This window comes from Flavicella sp., assembly GCF_029238425.1.
Classification (GTDB): Bacteria; Bacteroidota; Bacteroidia; order Flavobacteriales; family Flavobacteriaceae; genus Flavicella.
Genome location: NZ_JAQWGB010000076.1, coordinates 1 through 20712, shown reverse-complemented (window position 1 = coordinate 20712; position 20712 = coordinate 1). Strand labels below are relative to the sequence as shown.

Here is a 20712-nt window from a genome sequence, read left to right as displayed (position 1 = left end):
CTTTATACAAACTGTATTTCAAAGAGTTGCGCAAGATGTTTCGTGATTTTTTGCTTTACTTCAGCTTCCGGAATTTTTCTACCAAGTTCCGCTTCCATTGATGTCACAGCTTTACCTTTTATTCCGCAAGGAATGATATTATCAAAATAACCTAAGTCGACATTTACATTTAGTGCAAACCCATGCATGCTAACCCATCGACTGCATCGAACACCTAACGCACAAATTTTTCTAGCGAACGGAGTCTCTGTATCAAACCAAACACCGGTTTCACCTTTACTACGCTCAGCATTTAATCCATATTCCTTTAAAGTTAATATAATGGCTTCTTCAAGAAATCGAAGATATTTATGGATGTCAGTAAAAAAATTTTCCAAATCTAAAATTGGATAACCAACAATTTGCCCAGGGCCATGGTAAGTAATGTCTCCACCTCGATTGCTTTTATAGAAGGTAGCTCCTTTCGCCTCCAACTGTTTTTCATTTAAAAGCAAATTACTAAGGTCTCCACTTTTTCCTAAGGTATACACATGGGGATGTTCAACAAAAAGTAAGAAGTTATTTGTAGGGTTTTCAGTTTTATTATTTCTATTCTGCATTTTTGTGGCAACAATCTCGTCGAATAATTCTACTTGATAATCCCACGCCTCTTGGTAACCTTTTAAGCCTAAATCCTGTATCTGTACTTTTTTGTTCATGTAACTAATAAAATGCCTGTTTTGCAGATTGCAAAGGTCTGAAAAATAACTGACTTTCGCTGACTTTGGTAAAGACTAGTTTTTTTAAGGTTTTCATAAGAACTCAATTTGTTTAAAAGTGTATTTTTGTACAAAACGGATTTCATGTCAATAGAAGTAAATAATATATCAAAGAGCTACGAAAGTCAAAAAGCTCTTGATCATGTGTCTTTTAAAATAGCCAAAGGTGAGGTTGTTGGTTTCTTGGGGCCTAACGGAGCTGGGAAATCGACATTAATGAAGATTATTACAGGGTATATTAATTCTTTTGATGGTGAGGTTTTTGTTGAAGGTGTCTCCGTAAAAAAAGATTTAAAATTTGTTCAGAACAATATTGGGTATTTAGCAGAGTCTAATCCATTATACAATGAAATGTATGTATTGGAGTATTTAACTTTTATCGCTGAAATTCATGGAGTTGATAAACAAGAAATTCATACTTCCATTGCAAAAGTTGGATTGGGGTCTGAGTCTCACAAGAAGATAAAGGAACTTTCCAAAGGATACAAGCAAAGGGTAGGGATTGCTGCTGCCTTGATTCATGATCCTGTGATATTGATTCTTGATGAACCAACCACAGGATTGGATCCGAATCAATTGATTGAAATTAGAACTATGATTAAGGAACTTGGGAAAACCAAGCTAGTATTGCTTTCTACACATATTATGCAAGAAGTTGAGGCTGTTTGTGATAGAGTGTTAATGATAAAAAAAGGTAAAATAGTTGCCGATGAATACTTGAAATCGTTAAAAGATAAACAAGATCAAGTTATTGATGTTGAGTTTGATTATCAGATTGAAGAACGTTTCCTAAAAAGTATCCCGAATATTAAAAATATAAAATCTCTTGGAGGATCAGCGTGGCAATTAAGTTTTGTTATTAAGGAGGATATGCGTTCTGAGGTTTTTGATTTTGCTACAGAAAATGGGTTGAAAATCATTCAAATGAATACTCAAAATAAAAACTTAGAGTCTTTGTTTTATGAGTTGACTAATTAATGTCATTCACTTTCATTCTTGCATTGGCTGAAACTCCAGATTCGCTAAAATTATTTTGTAAATATTTATAATAGCCAGCAATAGCGATCATACCGGCATTGTCAGTCGTATATTCAAATTTAGGAATATAGGTAGTCCATTTGTATTTACTTTCTGTTTCTTTTAAACGTTTTCTAATTTCTGAATTGGCAGAAACTCCACCGGCGATGGCAACGTGTTTGATTCCTGTTTCTTTGACAGCATTTTTAAGTTTATCCATTAAAATAGTCACTATCGTATGCTGTAAGGAAGCGCAAATATCAAAAAGATTTTCTTCAATGAAATTGGGGTTCTCTTTTTCTTGTTTTTGAATAAAATATAAAAAAGCTGTCTTTAATCCGCTAAAACTAAAATCCATTGGACCTACTTTTGGCTTCGTGAATTTATAAGCCAAAGGGTTTCCTTGTTTTGCGTATTTATCAATCAGCGGTCCGCCAGGATAAGGAAGGTTTAATATTTTGGCCGATTTATCAAAGGCTTCTCCAACGGCATCATCAATGGTTTCTCCTAAAACGGACATCTTAAAATAATCTTCAACTTTTACAATCTGAGTATGGCCTCCACTTATGGTCAAACAGATAAACGGGAACGGCGGTTTTTTAGAATCTTCTTCATCAATAAAATGAGCAAGAACGTGGCCTTGCATGTGATTTATATCTAATAGGGGAATGTCTAAAGATAAGGCCAAAGACTTGGCAAAAGAAGTCCCGACTAACAAAGATCCCATTAATCCAGGTCCTCTTGTAAAAGCTATGGCATTTAAGTCTTTTTTGTCGATATTTGCTTTTTGAATTGCTTGTTGAACTACCGGTACTATATTTTGTTGATGTGCACGAGAAGCAAGTTCTGGAACAACACCACCATATTCTGCATGAATTGCTTGATTTGCAACGGTGTTTGAAAGAACTTTGTCATTACAGATCACGGATGCACTTGTGTCATCACATGAAGATTCAATAGCGAGTATATAAACGGGTGTTTTAGACATAATAAAAATATTTAGGCATCCTTTTTGCAAACAGGAAACAAAGTTAAAGCATATCGTACGAATAAGAAAAATACTAACTAGAATTTTAGCAATTGTTTTGCTTTTATTACTTGTTTTAAGTGTTTTGCTAGCGCAACCTTCCGTGCAGACAAAAGTAGGATCTAAAGTAACTGAGTTTTTGTATACTACTTATGATGCGGATATATCTGTTGAAAAAATAAAAATTTCTGTACTTGGTAAAGTAGAATTAAAAGGTGTACTGATTAAGGATCACCACAAGGATACTTTAATTGCAGTAGAAAAAATAAGTTCAGAACTTTTAAAAATAAATTCTCTTTTAAAAAATAAACTTATTTTAGGAGAGTCTGAATTGTTTGATGGAGTTTTTCATATGAAAACTTATGCAGGTGAGGATACTAATAATCTTACCATTTTTTCAAGAAAATTTAATAAGAATAAAAAGGCACAAGCTAAAAATCCATTTAGATTATTTTCACCCTATATTGGCCTTCATGGGGTAGATTTTGACATTGTAAATGAAAATAAAAAACAAGATCCTTTGATTGTTTATTATTATGGGATAGAGGGTGTCGTAAAAGAATTTGAGTTAAACGGGGCTCGTGTTAATTTACGTGTTGAAAACACTTCTTTTATTGATGACCATGATTTAATAGTTGAAAACTTAACAACTTCATTTTCTTATACTAGGCATAAGATGCTTTTTCAAGAAGCTTATCTTAAGACCTCACATTCTACCATAGATGCCGACGTTATTTTTAATTATGATGGTGATGATCTTCAGGATTTTAATAATAAAGTGGCAATAGAAGCTGTTTTAAAGAATTCAAAAGTTTCTTTGGTTGATCTTAAAAAGCTGTACAAAGAGTTTTCCGGAGATGATTTGTTAAATGTTAGTACGACTTTTAAGGGTAGAATAAATGACTTTAAATTATCTCATTTTAATCTGTCCTCTGGAAAAGATTTTAAAATAAAAGGGAATTATCATTTTAAGGAAGCTTTGAGTCAAGGAAGTCAATTTTCTATAAATGGAGTCAGCGATGAATTGAGATCTGATTATGGACAGTTAAAAAACTTCATGCCAAATGTGATTGGGAAAAACCTACCGTCTGAATTGAAGAAAATTGGTGTTTTTTCTGTTTCAGGTGCTACCTTGATTACAAAACAAAAATTAGACCTTGCGATTGATATTCGATCAAAAATGGGAAAGGCCAGTGTTGATTTAGAATTGACAAATATTGATAATATTGACGAAGCCACTTATGATGGTTATGTAAACGTAACAGATTTTGAATTGGGTAAAATGATAGGTGATCCTTTGATTGGTCAGTTGTCTTTTGAAGGGGAAGTGGAAGGAGAAGGATTTAAATTAGAAAATATCAATACTTCATTGATTGGTATTGTTTCCAAACATGAATATAAAGGCTATACTTATAGAGGTGTTCAAATTGATGGTGTTTTACAGAATAAGTTGTTCAATGGTCATTTGATGATAGATGATCCTAATATTAGCTTTGATTTCACAGGACTTGCAGATTTATCTAAGGAAGATTATGAGTTCGATTTTAATGTAAAGGTAGATCGTTTTGATTTGAAGACACTTCATCTTTTTGAGAGAGATAGTATTTCTGTGATCAAAGGAGATGTTGATATCGATTTAGTAGGAAATTCCATTGATAATATTATAGGGAATGCTAGTTTTAAAAATGCCTCGTATACCAATGAGTATAAAGTCCATGAATTTCAAAACTTTTCTCTAAAGTCTGAAAAAAAGAGCGATTTAAGAACAATTGAATTTGATTCTGAGGATATCATTGACGGAAAGTTACAAGGGAATTTTAAGTTTGCTGATATTGGTAAAATGATTCAAAACTCTTTGGGTAGTATGATGGCAAACTATAGTCCAGTTGAGATTGAAGGTGATCCGTTTGTGGAGTTTGATTTTGAGATATTTAGCCCAGTTATACCAGTATTGTCACCAAACCTAAGTTTGTTATCTAGTGCAAGGCTTCAAGGAAAGGTGATAGAAAAAACAAATGATTTGAAGATGTTGTTTTCAACACCAAAAATCAAATTGAATAATACGTTTATAGATAGTGTAAATATTAAACTGGATAATAAAAATCCGGCCTTGAATACCAATATTTCCATAAAAGAGCTAAAGTCGCCTCAGTATACGGTTAGAGATTTATACTTGTATAATAAAAAGGTTAACGATACTTTATATTTTAGGTCCGATTTTACTGGTGGAAAAAATAATGATGAGAGATATGGTGTGGTGTTTTATTATACGATAGATAAAAATAAAGAATCCGTTTTAGGGATTTTAAAGTCCAAAATTTTATTCAAGGAAAAGGAGTGGATGATCAATCCTAATGATAATAAGAATAATAAACTGGTTTTTAATTTTAAAAAACAGGAATACGAAATTAAAGAAATCGAGTTGCTTACCGAAGGGCAGCGAATTAAATTTGAAGGAATTATTAGAGATTCAACCTATAAGGATCTAAAGATGGAATTTGATAATGTAAATCTTGATGCCATTATGCCGAAAGTAGATTCGCTTTCTCTTGGCGGAGTTCTTGATGGTTCCTTGAATTTTAAACAGGAGAATGGAATATATAATCCACTTGGTAATTTAAATATTAAAGAATTCACTATAAATGGTTCCTTACAGGGGGATCTGAATATGCATGTAAACGCTAATGATTCCTATAAAAAATATAAGGTTGACGTATCCTTACAAAATGAATCTTATAAGCAATTAGATGCTGTTGGATATATTGATATTGGTCCAAAAATTCCTTTGATTAATTTAGATGTTAAATTGGATGGGTTTTATTTGAATGCTTTTAGCCCATTAGGAAAAAATGTATTGTCGCAATTGCGCGGAGTAGCAAATGGGGAGTTCCATGTAGTTGGAGCATTGTCAAATCCGGATATGAATGGGGTGATTGAATTAGAAAATGCTGGTTTTACCTTTCCTTATTTGAATGTAGATTATAATTTAATTAATGATCCTAAAGTGACTTTGAGTAATCAAACATTTACTTTTAATAATTTAATCGTTGAGGATACCAAGCATAAAACAAGTGGTGTTATTAATGGAACCATAAAACATTCTTACTATAAAAATTGGAATTTAGATCTGAACTTGAAGTCGGATAGAATTCTTGTTTTGGACACAGAAGATGGAGATAATGTTAGTTATTATGGTACCGGTTTTATACAAGGTTTGTCAAATATTTCTGGGACTACAAATGATTTAAATATTGATGTAAAAGCAAAAACATTAAAGGGTACAAAATTCATCATACCACTGAATGATGTGAAGGCTGTTGAAAATTCCGGTTTGATTCACTTTAAATCAGATGAAAAGAAAGACTTTGAAACCACACTATTTGATAATGAATTTTTAATCGAGAAATTCCAAGGATTGTCTTTAAATTTTGATATTGATGTGACCCCAGATGCTGAGGCGGAAATAGTGATTGATAGAGTGTCGGGGAGTTCTCTTAGGGGTACTGGTGCTGGAAATTTACTGATTGAAATCGACACCAAAGGTAAATTCAATATGTATGGGGATTACTTGATTGATCAAGGATTTTATAACTTTATTTATGGAGGTTTGATCAACAAACCTTTTGAGATTGAAAAAGGCGGTTTGATTTCTTGGGATGGTGATCCAATGAATGCAAACCTTAATATTAGAGCCATCCACAGGGTAAAGGCAAACCCGAAAGTTTTGTTAACGGATTTAAATACCAGTAGAAAAATTGCGGTTGATCTGATAACTGACATTACCGGGAGCTTATTTAATTCTCATGAGGATTTTAGTATTGTTATTCCTAATTCAAGTTCTACTGTTGCGTCGGAGCTCTCGTTTGTTTTAAACAATGATGATGAGAATGCTACATTGCGTCAGTTCTTTTCTCTTTTGTTGGCAAAAAGCTTTTTTAACGAGGAGAATGTGGCTTCTAGTGGAGGGTCTTTTGTATCCGGAACAACTTCAGATATTATTTCAGGTGCACTTTCTGATATTTTCAACGAAGATGGTGATAAATTTCAGATAGACTTGGGTTATACTTCTGGAGATCAAAGTGATGTAGAAGAATACAACATAGATAATCAGGTAGATATTTCCTTAAAAACACAGATCAATGATAAAATTTTAATTGATGGTAATTTGGGGGTTCCTGTTGGTACTAAAACACAATCTAATGTAATTGGAGAAGTAAAGGTTGAGTTTTTGGTGGATGATGAAGGGAGGTTAAGGTATACAGTGTTTAATAGACAAAATGAAGTTCAATATTCACAAGAAGAAGAAGGTTATACCCAAGGAATTGGATTGGTATATCAAATTGATTTCAGTAGTTTGAAAGAAATGTTTTCAAAATTTGGATTTGGAAAGAAAAAAAGAAATACTTTTGACAACCTTGATGTGGAACAAATTTCAGATGATTTGATTCTTGTTGTTCCGTCAATACTTTAAAATTAAAAAAAAACAAAAAATGAGTAAGCATACTTTAGTAATTCTAGCTGCCGGGATGGGGAGCAGATACGGTGGGTTAAAACAATTGGATAAAATGTCTGCGGACGGAGATACCATTATTGACTTTTCTCTTTTTGATGCTATTGAGGCAGGTTTTAAAAAAGTTGTTTTTATCATTAGAGAGTCTTTTAAAGATGATTTTAAAAAGATTTATGATGAAAGACTAAAAGGAAAAGTTGAGGTTGAATATGTATGTCAAGAGTTAGATAAAATCCCTGCGGGATATGAGGTTGATTCAGAACGTGTAAAGCCATGGGGAACAGGACATGCAACATTGATGATAAAAGAAGTTATAGATGGGAATTTTATCGTAATCAATGGAGACGACTTTTATTCTAAAGGTGCTTTTAAAACTATTATAAAGGAGTTAGATAATTTGGATGTGAACTCCTATAATATGTGTATGGTTGGGTATAATTTAAAAAATACCATCTCAGAAAATGGATTTGTATCAAGAGGGGAGTGTTTTGTGAATGAGGAGCAAGAATTGACAAACATAATTGAGAGAACTCATATAGAAGAAGTTGACGGACAAATTAAACGTAAGGACGACAATGGTAATTTTGTCTCAATGTCTCAGAATACAATTGTCTCGATGAATTTTTGGGGATTCACACCTAAATATTTAGAACAATTAGAATCCGATTTTAAATTGTTCTTAGCGGAACGTTCTAAAGAATTGAAAAGTGAATTTTTTATTCCTACCGTTGTAAATAATATTATTGAATCGGGGAAGGGTGCTGTTAAGGTATTGACCTCTGATGCAAAATGGATGGGAGTAACCTATGCTGAAGACAGACCAACCGTTGTTTCAGCAATAGATTCCTTAAAAGAACAAAAAATTTATCCTAAAAATCTTTGGGAGTAGATCATAATAAAAGGTGCAATTACATTTATAAAAATAATTCTAGTAGCTTTTTGTTACTAATTAGTTAATTATAAGTTGTTTCTGTGATAATTAAGTATATATTCAGTAATAAAAACTTAATTTAGTGTTCCTAATATTTAGGACTAGATTTTAGCGATTTAATCAGTAAAAAACATGTGTTTTAGCCGAAAACGTTTTCGTATAAAACTTGTTAATTTACTTCCATAACCTATATTAATAGTAATTTTATACAATATTATAGAAAGATGAATATACAGTTAAAAAAGATAGCAGTTATGACCTCAGGAGGAGATTCTCCAGGGATGAATGCAGCGATTAGATCAGTAGTTAGAACCTGCGCTTACCATGAGGTAGAGTGTGTTGGTATCTATCAAGGATACCAAGGAATGATCGAAGGGAACTTCGTAAGTTTAAATGCAAGAAGTGTAAATAATATCATCAATAAAGGTGGTACTATGCTTCAATCGGCTAGGTCTATGGAGTTTATGACTCCAGAAGGTAGAGCTAAAGCATATGAGAATTTAGTAGAAAAAGGAATTGAAGGATTGGTAATTATTGGAGGAGATGGTACTTTTACAGGAGGTATGATTTTTAACCAAGAACACAGTTTTCCAATTATTGGAATTCCTTGTACTATTGATAATGATATTTATGGAACTCAATTTACATTAGGATACGATACAGCCTTGAATACTGTTGTTGAAGCGATCGATAAGATTAGAGATACAGCCTCTTCACATAATAGATTATTTTTTATTGAAGTAATGGGTAGAGATGCTGGGTTTATTGCATTAAATGCAGGTGTTGGAGCTGGAGCAGAAGAAATTTTAATCCCTGAAGAAAACATCGGATTGGAAAAAATGCTTGCGTCTCTTATTAAAAGTAAAGAGTCTGGAAAAACATCAAGTATTGTAGTAGTTGCAGAAGGTGAGAAAACAGGAAAAAATATATTTGAATTAGCAGAATATGCTGAAGAGAATCTACCTGATTATGACATCCGTGTATCTGTATTAGGACATATGCAAAGAGGAGGAGCACCAAGTTGTTTTGATAGAGTTTTAGCGAGTAGATTTGGAGTAGCAGCGGTTGAGTTGTTGTTGTCAGGATCTTCTAACTTAATGGTAGGTTTTGTGAATAACGAAATCAAATACACACCTTTAGAAAAGGCGGTAAAAGAACATCATAAAATTGATGAAGAGCTTTTAAGAGTTTCTGACATCATGACTACATAAGAAATATTGAATAAGAATAAATTAAATTTAGATAAGATGATTAAAATAGGAATTAATGGATTTGGAAGAATCGGAAGATTTGCTTTCAGATCTGCAGTAGCAAGAGAGAATGTACAAGTAGTTGGAATCAACGATTTGTTAGATGTTGATTATTTAGCATACATGTTAAAGTATGATTCAGTTCATGGGCCTTTCCAAGGAACTGTTGAAGTAGCTGATGGAAAATTAATCGTAAACGGAAACGAAATCAGAATTTCTGCTGAGCGTAATCCTGCTGACTTAAAATGGGATGAAATTGGAGCTGAGTACATTATCGAATCTACTGGATTCTTTTTAACAAAAGAAACTGCTGGAGGTCACTTAGAGGCTGGAGCTAAAAAAGTTGTTTTATCTGCACCATCTAAAGATGATACACCAATGTTTGTAATGGGAGTAAACAATACTGAGTTAAAAGCTGATGAAGCAATTTTCTCTAACGCTTCTTGTACTACAAACTGTTTGTCTCCAATCGCTAAAGTATTGAATGACAACTGGGGAATCGCAGAAGGATTAATGACTACTGTACATGCTGCAACAGCAACTCAGAAAACAGTTGATGGACCGTCTATGAAAGACTGGAGAGGTGGACGTTCTGCTATCCACAACATTATCCCTTCGTCTACAGGAGCGGCTAAAGCTGTTGGAAAAGTAATTCCTTCATTAAACGGAAAATTAACAGGTATGGCTTTCCGTGTACCAACTATGGATGTATCTGTTGTTGATTTAACTGTAAAGTTAGAGAAACCTGCAACATATGCTGAGATTTGTGCAGCTATGAAGTCTGCTTCTGAAGGATCTATGGCTGGTGTATTAGGATATACTGAAGACTTAGTAGTATCTCAAGACTTTGTTGGAGAGACTCGTACTTCTGTATTTGATGCTAATGCTGGTATCGCATTGACTGATAACTTTGTAAAAGTTGTTTCTTGGTACGATAACGAAATCGGATACTCTACTAAAATTGTTGACTTAATTGAGTACGCAGCTACTTTATAAGCCACTATTTTATTATACATATTAAATATCCCGATTTGGTAACGAATCGGGATATTTTTTTTAAAATTGGATATTAATTCATTTGCAGATTGTTTAATTTGCAATCAAATAAAACTCATAAAATGGAAATAGCAATTATCGCGCATGATGGAAAGAAGGCTGATATGGTACAGTTCTTAATGCAGCATAAAGAATTATTAAAAGCTAAAGATATAAGTTTGATATCTACGGGTACTACGGGGTCTAAAGTAGAAGCAGCAGGGTTGAATGTTCACAAGTATCTTTCAGGTCCTTTGGGAGGTGATGCTCAGATTGCAGCACGTGTTGCAGAAGGTAAGACTGGAATGGTAATATTTTTTAGAGATCCTTTAGAGAAACATCCACATGAACCGGATATTTTTATGTTGATGCGTTTGTGTGACGTGTATGATGTGCCTTTAGCAACAAATCCTTCTACCGCAACACTTTTGATAAAATCAGTTTAGTAGAGAAATAAGTGGGGATTTAATCCTTTGATTTTTTGCCAAATAATTTGCTGAAAAATCCTTTTTTCTCTCCTTTTTCCTTCTTTGGTTTATTTTTGTTTTTATCAAATAAGTCGAAGAGTTTTTCTAAGGTGTTTTCTTCTCGGAAAAATTCACAGTCGCAAGCTTCAATAGTAGTTTGATTAAATTCTGGGAATCCAGCAGAGAGGGATTTGTTGACCTGTTTATCTTTGTATGTTTTAGAGATAACTTGGCCTGCAATAGGAAGTGCAGCAATTGAACCACCACCGCTACCAGGTGCTAAATTTATGATTGGATATTTACAGCCTACCCAGGTTCCGATAATAAAATCAGAATTGAATGCAATAAACCAAGAATCACTATAGTTTTGAGAAGTTCCTGTTTTTCCTGCCCAATCACCGTTTACTTTATATTTTGTTTTGAGTCGGCTTGCAGTTCCTTTGTCTACAACTCCTTTTAAAAGGTACTGCATTGTTTCAAGTGTTTCTTCGGAGATGTAATCATCCTCTTGAGTGTCATCGATTTCTAACTTGATTTTATGAGTATATATGATTTCTCCACTTGCGGATTTAATAGAACTGATGTAAAACGGTTCTACAGGTAAGCTTTTCGTAGCAAATGGAGTATAGGCTTGAACCAAACTTTCTAAAGAGTAATTGGTAGCACCCAAAGCTGTCGAAGGAAGATCATTTAACTTTTTTGTCAAACCTAGCTTATCAACTGTATTCTGTAGATTTTTGTTTCCAACGTTGATGTAGGTCTCAATGGTTGGAATATTCATGCTTTTTGCCAAAGCCCCGGGCATAGAGAAGTATCCTCCTTCAGAATGATCGTAATTTTCGGGTTTCCAGTCGTCGTATTGAGCATAGGTTTTTACTTCGTTATTGATCCAATCACAAGGTTTTTGACCGTTTTCTAAAGCAGCTGTATACACAAAAGGCTTGAATGTTGAAGCAGCTTGTCTTTCACTGGTGATAAGATTGTAAGGTAAGTATTCATAACTGTTACCACCGACATAAACTTGCACAGCTCCAGTTTTGATATTCATTCCGTAAACAGCAGCGCTAACCATTTTTAAATAATGATGAATAGAATCTATTCTAGAAATGCGTTTATTAGATTCTTGCCAGTCGAAAACAAGTCGTTTGTCTTTTGCTTTTGCCGAGTCAATGATTGTGTTATAGTTGAGTTTTAATTTTTTATAACGTTTGTAGTCTTTGGTGGCTTCCCATTCTTTTTCAATGATTTTTTTGATGGCTGGTTTCTTTTTAATAATTCCCCAATAATAATCCATAGATTTTTGGAGTTTCTTTAGGTGAACTTTACGAGCTTCTAAAGCTGCATTTTGCAGTTCTGAATTTAAAGTTGTTTCAATGATAAGTCCATCTTGTTCTAGAATCCATTGAGATCCATCAGATTTAACCTCTTCACTTAAAATATTTCTGGCTTTTTGTTTTATCTTTTGTAGATAGTATCCATTGGGATTCTGCAATAACAAATTTTTGTAATTTGTTTTTAGCGGTTCTAAGCTTGCCTTTTCATAAGTATCCTCTGAAATAAAATTAGCCTTGAGCATTTGGTTTAAAACTACATTTCTTCTTCTTAAAGCATGATCAGGGTATTTTCTAGGATTATAATAGGTGTTAGCCTTTAACATTCCAATAAGCACGGCTCCTTGAGCAACGCTTAAGTGTTTTACGGAACTAGAGAAATATCTTTGAGCGGCTGTTTCAATACCATACACGCCTTCCCCGAATGGAACTGTATTTAAATACAGTGTTACAATATCACTTTTGTTGTAAATGTGTTCCAGTCTATTGGCCAATATGGCTTCCTTTGTTTTATTGACTGGCATGGAAAGGTAAGAGAAGTTTTTCCTATGAAATAAATTTTTAGCCAGTTGCTGAGAAAGTGTGCTTCCTCCTCCTGCAGAACTATTTCCTAAAATAATAGTTTTTATTAAAACTCTTAACATGGCAATCTTGTCGATTCCGTCATGCTCATAAAAGCGAACATCCTCGGTAGCAACTAAAGCTTCTATGATATGTTTTGGAATCTCTGAATAAGAAACTTGAGTTCTGTTTTTAAAGAAAAATTTCCCTAATATTTCTTGGTCAGCACTATACACAATGCTGGCTTCTGATTGTTTGATTACCGCTAAGTCTTTGGAGCTAGGAATAGGACCAAAGCCTCCAACCAATACCGTTCCAATAAATAAAGCAAGTAAAACAGAACCAAGAAGTCCTAGTTTTAAAAGGAAAATAATAATCTTTTTAAACATGTTTCAATTTACAATTGTGCAATCATAGATATTTCTACGTTTACGTTTTTAGGAAGCTTAGCAACTTGAACCGTTTCTCTGGCAGGAGCAGTTTCTTCGTTAAAGTAACGTCCGTAAATTGTATTTATTTTAGAAAAGTCATCCATGTTGCTAATAAAAATAGATGATTTTACTACCTTTTCAAAGGTCATCTTCGCTTCTTGTAAAATAGCATTTAAATTTTCCATCACCTGAGTTGTTTCCTCCTCAATTGTATTTAAAACAAATTCATTGGTTTTAGGGTTGATTGCTATCTGTCCAGATATATAAAGGGTCTCTCCAGAAAGTATTGCTTGATTATAAGGTCCTAATGGAGCAGGAGCATTGTTGGTTTTGATAATTGTTTTCATAATCTTGATGTTTTCGTTAAAAGTATGAAATTCTAATGTTTTAAAAATGGTGTAAAAAAAAAGTAGTTATTTGTTATAACCACTTTTTTTAAGAAATTTATTCCTCAACGAGGTCAATATGTCTATCATGATATCCTAATAGATAAAGTACGCCATCAAGACCAATACTTGAAATGGAACTTTGAGCGTTGTCTTTTACTTTAGGCTTGGCATGGAAAGCAATTCCTAAACCTGCAAGATTCAACATAGGTAAGTCATTAGCACCGTCACCAACTGCAATTGTTTGGCTGATGTTAATACCTTCTTTCTCTGCGATTTCTTTTAAATATTCTGCTTTTTTGTTTCCATCAACTATTTCACCCAAATATCCTCCTGTTAACGCACCATCTTTAATTTCTAATTGATTGGCATGCACATAATCAATACCTAGTTCTTTTTGTAGGTACTCACCAAAATATGTAAACCCTCCAGATAAGATAGCAGTTTTAAAACCGTAGCTTTTCAAGGTTTTTATCAATCTATGAGCACCTTTAGTAATAGGAAGGTTTTTAGCAACTTCTTTCAATACATCTTCACTCAATCCCTCTAAAAGAGCCATTCTCTTTTTGAAACTTTCGTTGAAGTCAATTTCACCTTGCATTGCAGATTCAGTAATGGCTTTTACCTGCTCACCAACTCCCGCCAATTCAGCAAGTTCATCAATTACTTCTGTTTGGATCAAGGTAGAGTCCATGTCGAAACAAACCAATCTTCTATTTCTTCGATAAATATTATCTTCTTGGAAAGCGATGTCTACATCCAAATCTCTAGAAATCTGCATAAACTTAGAAGTAACAGCACCTTTGTCTTTTATTTCACCACGAATTGATAATTGAATAGAAGCTCTAGGGTAAGGGTCTTTTTTGACAAGAGAAGTACGTCCAGTCAATCGTTTGATAGAGTCAATGTTTAAATTGATATCAGAAATAACACTTGTTACAGCAGAGATTTGTTCAGCCGCTAGTTTTTCTCCAAGGATGGTTACAATGTATCTGTTTTTTCCTTGAGTGGAAACCCATTGTTCATATTTCTCTAAAGTAATAGGTCTAAATTTAGCCGTGATTCCAAGTTCGTAAGCTTTGAATAACAAATCTTTTAAGACCGGAGCAGAATTAGACTTGGCTTTTATTTCAAATAAAATACCTAATGAAAGAGTATCATGAATATTGGCTTGACCAATATCAAGTACTTTTGCACCATATTCTGCAAGAACACCAGTCAAACTAGAAGTAAGACCTGGTTTGTCTTGTCCTGAAATGTTTAATAAAATGATTTCTTTTTCCATTATATATGAGTTTACTTTTGTTCTATTAAATTTTAAAATAATCTTTGATCTGGAGCACTTCGTTTTTCATATTTCAGATCACTTAATATTGGAGATTTTACACCTATGTAAAAGTAGTAAGAAGTTCTGGGACCAAAGGGTACCCAGTTAAAGTTTACTTTCCAACTGTCTAAATCTCTTGAAAATCTAAGTTGTGTATAGGTAAATCCTTTGTTTACAAAATCAAAACCAGAAGAAGCACCTACTTTCCATTTAGGTGTCAATTCTACGTCTCCTGTAAACATTAAACTACTGTTGGTTATTTCGCTTTCTCTATTAGAATTGGAGTAGGTTCCAGAATAAGAGAGTCGAAGCGTCCAAGGTATTTTGTTTTTATACAGTTGCACCTTTTCATCTTGTCTAGAATTTTCATCGTCCTTAGAAGGATTGTTGAAATCATTACCTCTAAAATCATTCGTCATGCTTTGTCCAAACAAATCCGTGTTTTGTTCGTTCTGCATTTCATCTTTTTTGTCCTTTTTATCCTCACTTTTATCAAAATCCTTATTAGATAAGGAATAACTCATGGTAAGGTTTGCCCTGGTTAAACGAAAAAGGCTACCGTTATTATTTAGGTTGAAAGTGTTATAACGTTGTCCATTTGCATTGATTGCGTAAGGGTCAAGTGTAGCACCACCATTGATGCTCATTTTATTGTTTAAAATTTGAGTTCCAGCAGTAACGTTCACCGGACTCCATTTCAAACTATCAGCAACAATATTGTAGCTGGTAGAAAAGTTTAAGTTGTTCAAGAGGGTGATTTTTTTAAATTCTTCATCCCCTGTAGGTTCTCTGTCTCTCACTTTGGCCTCCAGATTGTTATTAAGTGACATCCCAACAGATTGAGATTCATTTTTAGAAGGACTACCATAAGCACCACCGTCGAAAGGAGAATATTCCTGATAGTCATAAAGTTCATCAGGACCAGTTTGTACGGTTTGGTAATAGTGACTAAAGTCTGGTTTGTAATTATAAGAAACGGATGGACGCATGGTATGACGGATGGCTTTCAAACCATTTCCTTTAAACTTGAACATACCATAAATATTGGTGGATATTGAGGCTCCTGCAGAGTATTCTCTAAAAGATGTAAATCCATCAATAGTATCTGTAACAGCTTCTTGGCTGTCTTCATCGTAGTTTTTGTCAATGGATTTGAAATACCAAACCTCCTTATAATTTGCATTAGGAGAAAGCGTAAAGTATTTCATTAATTTCATGTTGGTACTAACAGAAACATCTTGCTGAACACCGGCTTTTGCTTCATCAAACATTTTTGGTTTGAAAAAATCTTCCTCGGTAACTTCGATTTTATTTTCAGCCTTTAAACCGTAATTCAATCCAATTTTTTGAAAAGCATTTTTTTGAGTTCCGGATTTTGGTGCAAAAGGATAAATCCTGTCCATATTTAAAATAAAAGAAGGAAGTGTCATCGATATAACCTCGGTGTTCGTGTTTTGAGAATGAGAGGCTGATGCTGTAAAATTAAATGGCGTTCCAACAAGTTTTCTATAATACGAGACAGAAGAACTTAAGGTGTTTGTCAAGGAATTCGCGTTGTTATATTCGTTCAAAGATTGGCTATAATAATTGCTACTACCTAAGTTTACAGAAGCTGATAGTTTTGAATTAGGATTGGCTTTTGAGTCTTGCGTATGTGACCATCTGATATTATAATTCTGGCTTTTGCTATAATCGTCAAAACCTTGAACACTATAAATAAGACTTTCGTAGTTGAAACTCATATTTCCAGAAAACTTATATCTTTTTTTATAGGAAGTGGAGGTGCTTACACCCCAACTACCATTGGAATAAATATCTCCCAAAACGGTCAAGTCAAAATAATCGTTGCCTGCAAAATAATATCCCCCATTTTGCATAAAAAAACCTTGGTTTACCGATTGTCCATAGGTTGGTACTACAATACCCGACGTTTTAGTGGTTGTTAAAGGGAGGTAGGCAAATGGCAAAAATACAGGCGTTGGAACATCAGCAACAACAAGATGCGTGAATCCAACAATGATTTTTTTCCCAGGAACAACTTTGGCCTTACTCGTTTGTAGATAATAATCAGGGTTTGCTTTGTCTGAAGTAGTGAATCGAATTTTACGAACAAAAATCGTAGAATCATTCAGCCTTTTCATCTTTTCACCAAGTGTGTAAATTCCATCTTGTTCTGTGCTTAATCCATATACTAAGGCCTTTTCAGTTTTAAAATTAAATACAATGGAATCTTGGGTAGATTCTTCCCCCCCTTGTTTGAAAACAGGAAGTTGAGAATATTCCCCTACACTATCTTTAATTCCTTTAGCTGTAACGGTATTTGTTTCATAATCAATTTTGATATCTCCTGCTTTGATGTTTACATCTTTGTAAGTGATTTCAGCGTTGTCATATAAATATATTTTTTTGTTGACTACATCTTCAATGATATAATCATCAGCGGTATGTTCAATAATAGCATCTACAGCTTCCTTTTCTTGAGGAGGAAGACTATCATTTTGAATACTGTCATTTTGAATACTGTCATTTTGAACTAAATTTTCAAGAGCCGGGATGCTGTCACTTAAACTTAGTTTAGGTTCCGGTTTTAATTGAGGTTCATTCTCCTTATCTTGAGCATAGCTTTGCGTTATTCCAAAAAGGATAAAACCTAGAAATAAAAGTATGTGGTTTATATTTGTTCGCAATGCTATATATGCTATTTTTGTCTAATTAGTACGCTAATTTTATAGCGAGCCATAAGTTGCCAAAATTAATTAAAAAATATTGATGAACTTGTTACATTCTCTTAAAATTACCTTTAAAATAGAACAAATTTTTTATTTGCTTTTAATTTTCCAATTATTTGGTTTTTCATCGGTTGTAAATGCACAAGATAAAATCTTTACAGTAGTACTAGATGCTGGTCATGGAGGTAAAGACCCGGGTAAGGTTGGTTATAAAAAATACAAGGAAAAAGACATTGCATTGGATATTGTTTTGAGGATAGGTAAAAACCTTAAAAAGGAGCGAAATGTAAATGTTATTTATACTCGAAAAACAGATGTATTTATTGATTTATGGGAGCGAGGAAGAATAGCGAATAGAGCGGATGCAGATTTGTTTGTGTCGGTTCATTGTAATGCACATAATTCACAAGCTTCGGGTTCAGAGACATGGGTTTTAGGATTGCATGCGAATAAAAGAAATTTTGAAGTAGCTAAGGTGGAGAATGAGGTGATTTTATTAGAGGACAATTATCAAGAAAAATATAAGGGTTTCAACCCGAATTCTCCAACGTCAATGATTGGGTTGACACTCGAACAAGAAGAAAATTTAGATGAGAGTATTTCTTTGGCTAGTTCTGTTCAAAAAAACTTTCATGGTTCTTTAAGAAGAACTGATAGAGGTGTAAAGCAAGCGGGTTTTGTGGTGTTGCATCAAACCTATATGCCGAGTGTTTTGATTGAAACAGGATTTTTAACAAATAAAAAGGAAGGTGCCTATTTGCATTCTAGCAAAGGGAAATCAGAAATGGCATTGGCAATTTCAAACGCTATTAGTAAACATATACAAGGAGTTAGATTGAATACAGTTTCAGCAGTTAGTCCTGCGCAGTATATGGAAGAAATACCTAAGAATCATGGGGATAGTCCTTATTTTAAAATTCAAATAGCATCCGGTAAGACTAAAATTAAAACTGCAAGTTATAACTTTAAAGGATTGAAAGGGGTAACAAGAGTTCCTGTAGCAGGGTATTACAAATATTACTTAGGAAACACCAATAGTTATAACGAGGCAAAGGATTTATTGAAAAAAGCTAAAAAAGCGGGGTATAAATCTTCTTTTATTGCTGTCTTTTTAGGAGAAGACAGGATTCCATTACAAGATGCAATAAAGTGATATAATATTTTTACTAACAGATATAATTAGTAATTTTGCTAGCATATTAGAAGAGATTTTATGATTAAGAATTCTAGAGAATTGAAAACAGGAGCAGTTGTTATTTTAGTAATAATTGTCTTTATATGGGGATTTAATTTTTTGAAGGGACACAATGTTTTTGATGGAAGATCCAATACCTATTTTACGAGATATGCAAATGTTCAAGGTTTAAGTACTGCTAGTCCGGTAACAGTTAACGGCTATCAAATAGGAAGAGTTATAGATATTAGTTTTGATGAAGTTCCTGAAAGAAGAGGGGAGTTGGTCGTTAAGTTTAGTATTGAGAAATCTTTTGATTTTGGGAAAAGCAGTATCGCAAAAATCTATAGTGCTAGTCTGATGGGCGGAAAATCTTTAGCGATTATTCCATCATACGATAGTGAGATTGCAGAGTCGGGTGATTTTTTAAAGGGTGAAATAGAATCGGATATTTTTTCATCAGTTGGAGAAAAGTTAAATCCATTACAAGCAAAACTAGAGAGTGTTATTACAAGTGCAGATTCTTTATTGGTGAACATCAATCAAATATTGGATGTGGATTCTAGAAATCATATAAAAAGTACAATTGCTAGCTTAGATGGAGCAATGGTTAATTTAGAAAGGTTAACTTTAAATTCGGAGTTATTAGTGATTGAAAATAGAAAGAGCCTTAGAAGTTCGATGGAGAACGTTGAACATGTTACTAAAAACTTTTCTTCATTGTCAGATACACTTGTAGAGGCAAACTTAGGAGGACTGCTTGCTAAGATTGATTCTACTATGGCGAACTTGAATTCAATTTCCATGAAAATTGATAATGCAGATGGAACGATTGGGAAGTTTGTGAATGATCCGGCAGTGTATGATAATCTTGATAAAGCAACCAAAGAACTTGGGGAGCTGTTGGAAGATTTAAAATTACATCCTAAGCGATATGTTCATGTTTCTGTTTTTGGGAAAAAAGAGAAAGAATATGTATCGAATGATACGATAGAGAAAAAATAGAAAATTAAAATAAAGAGCATATGCAATTTATACCTAACATAATTTTTGCCTTGCTAGCGATTGCAAGTATTGGTTTTTTTGTTAAAAATATATCTAAACTAAAGCGAAATATTTTTTTAGGAAAAGATATTGATAGGTCTGATAATCCAGAGGAGCGTTGGGCTAATATGGCTAGAATTGCTTTGGGACAATCAAAGATTGTAAAAAGACCAGTATCAGGAGTATTGCATGTTATTGTTTATGTCGGTTTTATCATCATAAATATTGAGGTGTTAGAAATTATTTTGGATGGATTATTAGGAACACATAGATTGTTTTTACCGATGTTGGGCGAAGGATTTTATGGTTTTCTAATTGGAACTTTTGAAATTCTTGCTTTGTTGGTTTTGGTATCCGTAATAATTTTTTGGGCAAGAAGAAATGTTATTAAAATCAAACGATTCTGGAATAAAGAGATGACGTCATGGCCAAAAAATGATGGGAATATTATTCTTTATTTTGAAATGGTTTTGATGAGTTTGTTTCTATTAATGAATGCAACAGATATTCATTTTCAAGAAATAAATGAAGGAAATCCGATAAGTCAATTTATTACTCCTTTGTTTTCTGGAATGTCACTTGAAACAATTCACTTTATAGAAAGATCAGCATGGTGGATTCATATTTGTGGGATTTTTGCTTTTTTAAATTATTTATACTACTCAAAGCATTTACATATTTTATTAGCTTTCCCAAATACTTTTTACGCGAATTTAAATAGCAAAGGAAAATTT

General features: G+C 33.4%; 14 protein-coding genes and 1 pseudogene. 9 read left to right on the top strand and 6 right to left on the bottom strand.

All coding sequences use genetic code 11. The features are described from left to right. Positions 1-2: 2 nt before the first annotated feature. A complete protein-coding gene (gene lipB, locus P8H68_RS05600) occupies positions 3-698 on the bottom strand; it encodes a lipoyl(octanoyl) transferase LipB (protein WP_300322398.1) in 696 nt (231 codons plus the stop codon). 144 nt (positions 699-842) lie between these two features. On the opposite strand from lipB, the gene gldA reads away from it, so the two are divergent. Continuing rightward, the gene (gene gldA, locus P8H68_RS05595; RefSeq protein WP_300322397.1) at positions 843-1736 is read left to right on the top strand and encodes a gliding motility-associated ABC transporter ATP-binding subunit GldA; all 894 of its coding nucleotides are present in this window, start codon (positions 843-845) and stop codon (positions 1734-1736) included. On the opposite strand, the gene tsaD is transcribed toward gldA, so the two are convergent. Continuing rightward, positions 1729-2763 carry a tRNA (adenosine(37)-N6)-threonylcarbamoyltransferase complex transferase subunit TsaD gene (gene tsaD, locus P8H68_RS05590; RefSeq protein ID WP_300322396.1) on the bottom strand — a complete coding sequence of 345 codons (1035 nt, stop codon included), beginning with the start codon at positions 2761-2763 and terminating at the stop codon, positions 1729-1731. The two genes, gldA and tsaD, sit on opposite strands and share 8 nt — an antisense overlap. 97 nt (positions 2764-2860) lie before the next feature. On the opposite strand from tsaD, the gene P8H68_RS05585 reads away from it, so the two are divergent. The 5 genes from P8H68_RS05585 to P8H68_RS05565 all read left to right on the top strand — a co-directional run bounded on the left by P8H68_RS05585 (position 2861) and on the right by P8H68_RS05565 (position 10974). Then, positions 2861-7273 (top strand): translocation/assembly module TamB domain-containing protein, encoded by a 4413-nt coding sequence (locus tag P8H68_RS05585; RefSeq protein ID WP_300322395.1) that lies wholly within the window; start codon positions 2861-2863, stop codon positions 7271-7273. A 19-nt stretch (positions 7274-7292) separates the two neighbouring features. Continuing rightward, positions 7293-8201 carry a sugar phosphate nucleotidyltransferase gene (locus P8H68_RS05580; RefSeq protein WP_300322394.1) on the top strand — a complete coding sequence of 303 codons (909 nt, stop codon included), beginning with the start codon at positions 7293-7295 and terminating at the stop codon, positions 8199-8201. 266 nt (positions 8202-8467) lie between these two features. Continuing rightward, on the top strand, positions 8468-9454 hold the full coding sequence (gene pfkA, locus P8H68_RS05575) for a 6-phosphofructokinase (RefSeq protein WP_300322393.1): 987 nt from the start codon (positions 8468-8470) through the stop codon (positions 9452-9454). A 36-nt stretch (positions 9455-9490) separates the two neighbouring features. Further along, positions 9491-10489, top strand: coding sequence for a type I glyceraldehyde-3-phosphate dehydrogenase (gene gap, locus P8H68_RS05570; protein ID WP_300322392.1), 999 nt, complete (start codon positions 9491-9493; stop codon positions 10487-10489). A 122-nt stretch (positions 10490-10611) separates the two neighbouring features. Further along, positions 10612-10974 carry a methylglyoxal synthase gene (locus P8H68_RS05565; protein ID WP_300322391.1) on the top strand — a complete coding sequence of 121 codons (363 nt, stop codon included), beginning with the start codon at positions 10612-10614 and terminating at the stop codon, positions 10972-10974. Between the two features lie 19 nt (positions 10975-10993). On the opposite strand, the gene P8H68_RS05560 is transcribed toward P8H68_RS05565, so the two are convergent. From P8H68_RS05560 to P8H68_RS05545, 4 genes are all read right to left on the bottom strand, one after another. Then, on the bottom strand, positions 10994-13276 hold the full coding sequence (locus P8H68_RS05560) for a transglycosylase domain-containing protein (RefSeq protein ID WP_300322390.1): 2283 nt from the start codon (positions 13274-13276) through the stop codon (positions 10994-10996). Positions 13277-13284: 8 nt separating this feature from the next. Then, on the bottom strand, positions 13285-13665 hold the full coding sequence (locus P8H68_RS05555; protein WP_300322389.1) for a Rid family detoxifying hydrolase: 381 nt from the start codon (positions 13663-13665) through the stop codon (positions 13285-13287). 97 nt (positions 13666-13762) lie between these two features. Next, positions 13763-14989, bottom strand: coding sequence for a phosphoserine phosphatase SerB (gene serB, locus P8H68_RS05550; RefSeq protein ID WP_300322388.1), 1227 nt, complete (start codon positions 14987-14989; stop codon positions 13763-13765). 32 nt (positions 14990-15021) lie between these two features. Then, positions 15022-17718: a putative LPS assembly protein LptD gene (locus tag P8H68_RS05545; RefSeq protein WP_300322387.1), complete on the bottom strand. Its 2697-nt coding sequence runs from the start codon at positions 17716-17718 to the stop codon at positions 15022-15024. An 82-nt stretch (positions 17719-17800) separates the two neighbouring features. On the opposite strand from P8H68_RS05545, the gene P8H68_RS05540 reads away from it, so the two are divergent. The 3 genes and pseudogenes from P8H68_RS05540 to P8H68_RS05530 all read left to right on the top strand — a co-directional run. Continuing rightward, positions 17801-18913 (top strand): N-acetylmuramoyl-L-alanine amidase, encoded by a 1113-nt coding sequence (locus P8H68_RS05540; protein ID WP_300322386.1) that lies wholly within the window; start codon positions 17801-17803, stop codon positions 18911-18913. A 60-nt stretch (positions 18914-18973) separates the two neighbouring features. Continuing rightward, positions 18974-19939, top strand: a complete 966-nt coding sequence (locus tag P8H68_RS05535) for an MlaD family protein (RefSeq protein WP_300322385.1) — start codon at positions 18974-18976, stop codon at positions 19937-19939. 20 nt (positions 19940-19959) lie between these two features. After that, positions 19960-20712 (top strand): annotated as a pseudogene (locus P8H68_RS05530) (Fe-S oxidoreductase); the annotation flags it as partial.

Excerpts from the sequence above, each read along its gene's own strand:
- lipB (WP_300322398.1), bottom strand. The coding sequence starts at position 698 with ATGAACAAAAAAGTACAGATACAGGATTTAGGCTTAAAAGGTTACCAA.
- gldA (WP_300322397.1), top strand. The coding sequence starts at position 843 with ATGTCAATAGAAGTAAATAATATATCAAAGAGCTACGAAAGTCAAAAA.
- tsaD (WP_300322396.1), bottom strand. The coding sequence starts at position 2,763 with ATGTCTAAAACACCCGTTTATATACTCGCTATTGAATCTTCATGTGAT.
- P8H68_RS05580 (WP_300322394.1), top strand. The coding sequence starts at position 7,293 with ATGAGTAAGCATACTTTAGTAATTCTAGCTGCCGGGATGGGGAGCAGA.
- pfkA (WP_300322393.1), top strand. The coding sequence starts at position 8,468 with ATGAATATACAGTTAAAAAAGATAGCAGTTATGACCTCAGGAGGAGAT.
- gap (WP_300322392.1), top strand. The coding sequence starts at position 9,491 with ATGATTAAAATAGGAATTAATGGATTTGGAAGAATCGGAAGATTTGCT.
- P8H68_RS05565 (WP_300322391.1), top strand. The coding sequence starts at position 10,612 with ATGGAAATAGCAATTATCGCGCATGATGGAAAGAAGGCTGATATGGTA.
- P8H68_RS05560 (WP_300322390.1), bottom strand. The coding sequence starts at position 13,276 with ATGTTTAAAAAGATTATTATTTTCCTTTTAAAACTAGGACTTCTTGGT.
- P8H68_RS05555 (WP_300322389.1), bottom strand. The coding sequence starts at position 13,665 with ATGAAAACAATTATCAAAACCAACAATGCTCCTGCTCCATTAGGACCT.
- serB (WP_300322388.1), bottom strand. The coding sequence starts at position 14,989 with ATGGAAAAAGAAATCATTTTATTAAACATTTCAGGACAAGACAAACCA.
- P8H68_RS05540 (WP_300322386.1), top strand. The coding sequence starts at position 17,801 with ATGAACTTGTTACATTCTCTTAAAATTACCTTTAAAATAGAACAAATT.
- P8H68_RS05535 (WP_300322385.1), top strand. The coding sequence starts at position 18,974 with ATGATTAAGAATTCTAGAGAATTGAAAACAGGAGCAGTTGTTATTTTA.